Annotated in this window: 6 protein-coding genes; 5 read left to right on the forward strand and 1 reads right to left on the reverse strand. The window is 36.9% G+C overall.

The window, feature by feature from the left end:
• The coding region (locus L655_RS0117970) for a peptidase U32 family protein (protein WP_139016277.1) at positions 1 to 629 on the reverse strand (629 nt) is incomplete at its 3' end.
• A gap of 296 nt (positions 630 to 925) precedes the next feature.
• Here L655_RS0117970 and L655_RS0117975 point away from each other — a divergent pair.
• From L655_RS0117975 to L655_RS0118000, 5 genes are all read left to right on the forward strand, one after another.
• Positions 926 to 2,029, forward strand: a complete 1,104-nt coding sequence (locus tag L655_RS0117975; RefSeq protein ID WP_024605826.1) for an endonuclease/exonuclease/phosphatase family protein — start codon at positions 926 to 928, stop codon at positions 2,027 to 2,029.
• Positions 2,030 to 2,170: 141 nt separating this feature from the next.
• A complete protein-coding gene (locus L655_RS1000000128155) occupies positions 2,171 to 2,575 on the forward strand; it encodes a hypothetical protein (RefSeq protein WP_241764514.1) in 405 nt (134 codons plus the stop codon).
• 380 nt (positions 2,576 to 2,955) lie between these two features.
• Positions 2,956 to 4,071: a tetratricopeptide repeat protein gene (locus L655_RS1000000128160; RefSeq protein ID WP_024605829.1), complete on the forward strand. Its 1,116-nt coding sequence runs from the start codon at positions 2,956 to 2,958 to the stop codon at positions 4,069 to 4,071.
• Positions 4,072 to 4,076: 5 nt separating this feature from the next.
• On the forward strand, positions 4,077 to 4,580 hold the full coding sequence (locus L655_RS1000000128165) for a GGDEF domain-containing protein (RefSeq protein WP_241764515.1): 504 nt from the start codon (positions 4,077 to 4,079) through the stop codon (positions 4,578 to 4,580).
• 199 nt (positions 4,581 to 4,779) lie between these two features.
• The gene (locus L655_RS0118000) at positions 4,780 to 5,199 is read left to right on the forward strand and encodes an MAPEG family protein (RefSeq protein ID WP_002963227.1); all 420 of its coding nucleotides are present in this window, start codon (positions 4,780 to 4,782) and stop codon (positions 5,197 to 5,199) included.
• The last annotated feature ends 285 nt before the right edge of the window (positions 5,200 to 5,484 follow it).

Here is a 5,484-nt window from a genome sequence, read left to right on the forward strand (position 1 = left end):
CCCATGGCGGTTGGCTCGTATTCATCACGACATGCCTGTGAGCAACGACCACGGTTACCTGAGTTACCCACACTTACTGAGCTTGAATAACATTGCCCCGAAAACGCAATACACAATGCACCATGTACAAACACCTCGGTTAATACATCGCATTTGTGCGCTACGTCGGTCAATATTTTAATTTCAGTTAAGTTAAGCTCGCGCGATAAATTTACACGTGTAGCGCCAATGCGCGTTAAAAACTCAACCTGTGATTCGTTATGGGTGGTTAACTGAGTTGATGCGTGAATATGCAAAGTAGGAAAGTGCTTTTTAACTATATTGAACAACCCTAAATCTTGCACAATAATGCCATCGAGCGTGGTATTTACGAGTTGGTTAAGTAGCTTAAATAGCGCGCCCATTTCGTGCTCTAATATAACTACATTTAGCGTTAAAAATATTTCACAGCCGTATTCATGGGCTAGGCGAAGTGCGCCGTTAAGCTCATCAAACGAAAGATTAGACGCTCGGTTACGTGCATTAAAGGTATCTAATCCACAATAAACCGCATTAGCACCGGCTACAATGGCGGCTTTTACCGCGTTAACATCACCGCCTGGGGCTAATAGTTCAATCTTTCTACTCATTACAATGTCGCTTTGCTCATATTTAATTGCCGCGAATTTTATATGGTTAAGCACGTTAATGCTATTTATTGAGGGATATAATAAAGACTAAAATAAAAGAGTGTATAAAATTACAATTAAGCTGGCTGATTTATTACGTAAACATGTAATAAAATGATAGTTTATAAGCCAGCAACACTTTCAACTTTACTTAGGCGAACCCCATCAGCAATCAAGATCTTAAACAGTTAGATACAGATTTAAACAGTGATGAATCTGGAATTATTAACACCCAACTAAAAATAGCCACATTTAATCTGTTTAACTATCTTGAGCCGCCCAATGCATACTATGAGTTTGAGAAAATTTATACTGCGCAGCAGTGGGCTAAAAAGCAGCGTTGGGTTGTTGATTACTTAACAGAACATGCCCCTGATGTGATTGGTTTTCAGGAAGTGTTTAGCATTGACTCATTAAAAGAGCTAGTAGGCGAGCAAGGTTATAATTACTTTGCTGTAGTTGATACGCCAGAGGTGATTGATGACTTTATTTATAAACGCCCCGTAGTGGCAATCGCCTCTAAATACCCCATAGTTGAAGTAGCAGCGGTTGAGCACGATAGTGAGCTTGCAATTGCGCTTGGCCTTAATAGTGAGTTTACTTTTAGTCGCAAAGTACTAAGAGCAACTATAACGCTGCCGCATATAGGCAATACTGATTGTTACGTGGTGCATTTTAAATCTAAGCGCCCAATGATTAATGTTGATGAGCATAATAAAGAGCTTACACCCGAGCAAAACATAATTGAAATTTTAAAAGCGAATGTAGCGGGTGGGTGGGGCTCAACTATTCAGCGTGGCAGTGAAGCTACATTACTAATGATACAAATGATTGCTCGTCGCGAAGCTATGCAACAACCCATGCTATTAATGGGGGACTTTAATAATGAACTAGCGGATGGCGTATTAAGCCATTTACTGACAAGTACGCTACGCTTTGCGCCTGCATTTGATGCTAAAACCTACCTCGCTAAATATTGTTTAAATGATTCATGGGATTTGTTTGTTAAGTCGCAGCTAAGCGAAGATGACCTATTAAATGGTGAGGCAATGACTAGCGATGAAATAAGCGATAGTGAAAGCAATAGCATTTTTGATTTAGCTGATGAAAACGAAGCAAAAAATGTTAATGCAACTAAGCTTATGCCCTTAAGAGCACCAACACATTATTATGGCGCGAGCAGCTCCGTGCTTGATTATATTTTATTATCTTGTGAGTTTGATGCCAGCTACCTTGGCAGTTTTTTTGAGGTGATTGAGTATAATACTTATGATCGTCACTTAATTAACCCCGAATTTGAGCGTGATGATTTAAGTACCGATCATGGTATTGTGTTAGTTACACTAAAACTAAGAAGCTAGGCTTGCTCTATGCATAATTATGCTAAAGTTATAAATTAAAAGTATTCATATAGCAGCAATACTTGATGTATTGCGCCGGTTTGTATATTTTATCATCAGCCTTTTAAATTGTATTAATAATAAATTACTAAAATGGTAAATATGGAATTTTATACCTACTTGAATCATAAGCGAAATATGGATTTACCTTCGCAAATACATAGTTTCATTGTAAAGCGAATTTATAATTTTACATTTTTAGTGAAAGCTTTGCTTTTTGCTTTGTTTGTTAGCTTAAACAGCGCTTACGCACAAGAAACCACCTCATACAATTTAACTAATGAATCTAATGCAGGGCTGCTAAAAAGAGCTGAATTACTTATAGATACTGACGTTATAACAAGTATTGAACTAAGTAAGTCGTTGTTGTCACAAGCGCAAAGTGCTAATGACACGTTACTCAGCGCAAAGCTACATAACTTGCTAGGTAGGGCGAATAAAAAAATAACAATATTAATGCATCGCTCGAGCACTCTTTACAATCCTCTGTTTACTACAGCAAATTAAATGATTCACGAAACCAAATAAAGGCGTCTATTAATTACATAAATATATTATTAGAAGAAAAACGTTATGACGAACTTACTACCCGCATTGAAACTTTATTACCAACAACCCTTGTGTATGGCGATGACTTTTTTATAGCGCAAGTGCTCCTTACTAAGGGGGATTCGTTTTACGAACAAAAAAAGTACAATAACGCGAACGCGCAATACACATCTGCTTTAAAATACCTTGTTAACGAAGACGAATTAATACAAAGACAGTTAGGTGAAACGTATAAAAAATTAGCTCAGTCGTACAAACGCCTCAAAAATAGAGAGTAAACGGCTCACTTTTATACAAAAGCTTTAGAGGTATATTCTAATTTAGGTGATTTAAAGCTAATGGCGCGTACTTTAAATACACTAGCAGAAGCACACCGTTATTTAGATAACTTAGTTTTAGCCCTTAATTACTCCACTCGCGCATTAGAAATACATAAAGACATTCACGATCCTGTTGGCTTTGCTAAAGCATTACTAGGGGCGGGTATTATTTATCGTCATATTAATCTTTATGAAAAATCACTTGAACATATAAATGAGGCATATTTATATTATAAAAAAGTAAATAACATGCTTGGGATTGCTAAAACATCAAATCAAATGGGACTGGTATATACACGATTAAGGCAGTTTGATCAGGCCGAATTTTTCTATCAAATAACTATCGATTTGCCAAAAGGTATGGTCGAGGAAAAAACGCTCGCTTCAGCTTTAAGAGAAATGGCTGTTATTAACCTCGAATCTGGCGATTTAGCATCAGCGATGCAATATGCTAAAAAAGCTTATATCACTTATAAAAACAAAAACCTTACATCGTACATTTCTACAACAGCACGTATTATTGGTAATATTTATCGTACCCAAGGAAATAACAACAAGGCTATAGAGTATTACAAAGAGTCATTGTCGTTTGCCAGAGAAACAGGTGGTAAACTTTATGAGATAAAGTCGCTTACTGCGCTTGCGGGCATTTTAATTGGTATTGATACAAATGAGGCGATTTCTTTACTAAAAAGGTCACTCGCTTTATCAACCGAAATAGATGATAAATTACATATGCTATATGCCTATCGTGAAATTCGAATAGCAGAAAAATTGCGTGGTCGTATAGAAGAGTCACTTCGTTATGCAGAAGAAGAAATAGCCCTAACCGATATTATTCAAAATGAAAGAAATGAAGATAAATTGGCGCTTGAAAAAGCACATTTACATTCGCACAAAATGGAAATAGAGCTTGAGACGTTAAGAGAAAAAGAAAAACGCCATCAGCTCGAGCTTGAAAAGAAAAATAATCAAATTGAAATCGCCGCCCAAGCTAGAGTTATATCAGAGCTAGAGCTTTCAAAGAATAAATACGCCAGTATTGCGCTCGCATTTTTATTAGCCGCTTGTTTGCTATTGTATTACTGGTTTATAGAAGTTTTATTGCCTCTAAAAAACGTAATGAAGAGTTAGACTATTTGGCAGCAAGAGACCCTTTAACCAATTGTTATAACCGTCGTATTTTATTTGAGGTTATGAATCGCGACTTTTTGGATTTGCCTCAGATTGAAGAGTACTGTATTTTAATGGTCGATATTGATCATTTTAAAAGCGTTAACGACACCTATGGGCATAGCATTGGCGACACAGTACTTTGTGGCGTAGCCGAACTTTTACAAGCTAATATACGTAAAAGTGATAGTGTGGCCCGTTTTGGTGGCGAAGAATTTTGTATTATTTTGCCCAACACAACTCAAGAGCAAGCAATACGTATAGCTGAGGCTATTCGTATTAAAGTTGAAAAAGCGACATTTGATGATATTCCTGTTACGTGTAGCTTTGGGGTTACGTCTATTAAATTTAAAGCCAGAACACCTTCTGAGTTGATTGGACAGGCTGATTTAGCTCTTTATGAGGCTAAGTCCTTGGGGCGTAATCAGGTAGCGTTATGGGATGCTTCGCTTGAAGAGTTAACTTTATAGATCGGAGTAAATCCAGCAGTATACAGTTTAGTTTTGATGTTATTTTTTAAAATTATAACAAGTAAATTTTATACAATGCTGTGTGTTACTTACATATGTAATTAGGATTATTAGATTAACCCTTTGAATATCAGTGTACTAACTTAGGCTTTAAAATTGCAATCAATACTAAGTTAAAAACAAAACAAGGGATTTAATAATGACTGAAGTTGCACTTTCGGCCTATTTGGCATTTTACCTCTATTTAATTATGTTGCTTGTACAGTGGGCTGTGGCTACGTTTAGCAAAGCTAAAGAACCAAATGCTGTACCAGGTAAAATTGACGAGGATTTATCGCACGACAGCTTTATATTTAGAGCGCATCGTACGTTTCATAATACGCTTGAAAACAGCGCATTATTTATAGGTACGGTGTTATTTGCGTTTGTAATTAATTATCAAAGCCCGATTTTTGCAATGTGTATTTGGGTGTATTTAATTGCGCGTTTAATTCACATGGCGCTGTACTACGCTATAGCAACGGAGAAAAACCCAAGCCCACGTAGTTACTTTTTTTTAATCGGCGTACTTGCTAATGTGGTTATGCTGATAATGATAGGGTTAAGACTAATCTCTTAATTTATAAAAAAAGTTATAAAATTTATTTATAACGATAAAAAAAGCGAAGAGCCTTTAAGGCATCTTCGCTTTTTTGTTTGCCCAGCGAAGCTGGCAAACCCGATAGGCTGAAAGATGCCTTATTACCCTGACTAAGGGGAAGATAATCTGAATGGCAAGGGCGTCACTGGCCAACGGTGGGGTCTGAAGGAAGCCATAAGAAGTTAGAGGTACACAACTAACCGTAACCTGTTTCGGCAGTATTGGTGGGTCAGCGTGCAAAATAGCGCAACGCCCTATACTTAG

The organism is Pseudoalteromonas sp. TAE79, assembly GCF_000498015.1.
In the GTDB taxonomy this organism is placed as follows: domain Bacteria; phylum Pseudomonadota; class Gammaproteobacteria; order Enterobacterales; family Alteromonadaceae; genus Pseudoalteromonas.

Coding starts and splice junctions, on each gene's coding strand:
- L655_RS1000000128155 (WP_241764514.1), top strand. CDS start 2,171: ATGGAATTTTATACCTACTTGAATCATAAGCGAAATATGGATTTACCT.
- L655_RS1000000128160 (WP_024605829.1), top strand. CDS start 2,956: ATGGCGCGTACTTTAAATACACTAGCAGAAGCACACCGTTATTTAGAT.
- L655_RS0118000 (WP_002963227.1), top strand. CDS start 4,780: ATGACTGAAGTTGCACTTTCGGCCTATTTGGCATTTTACCTCTATTTA.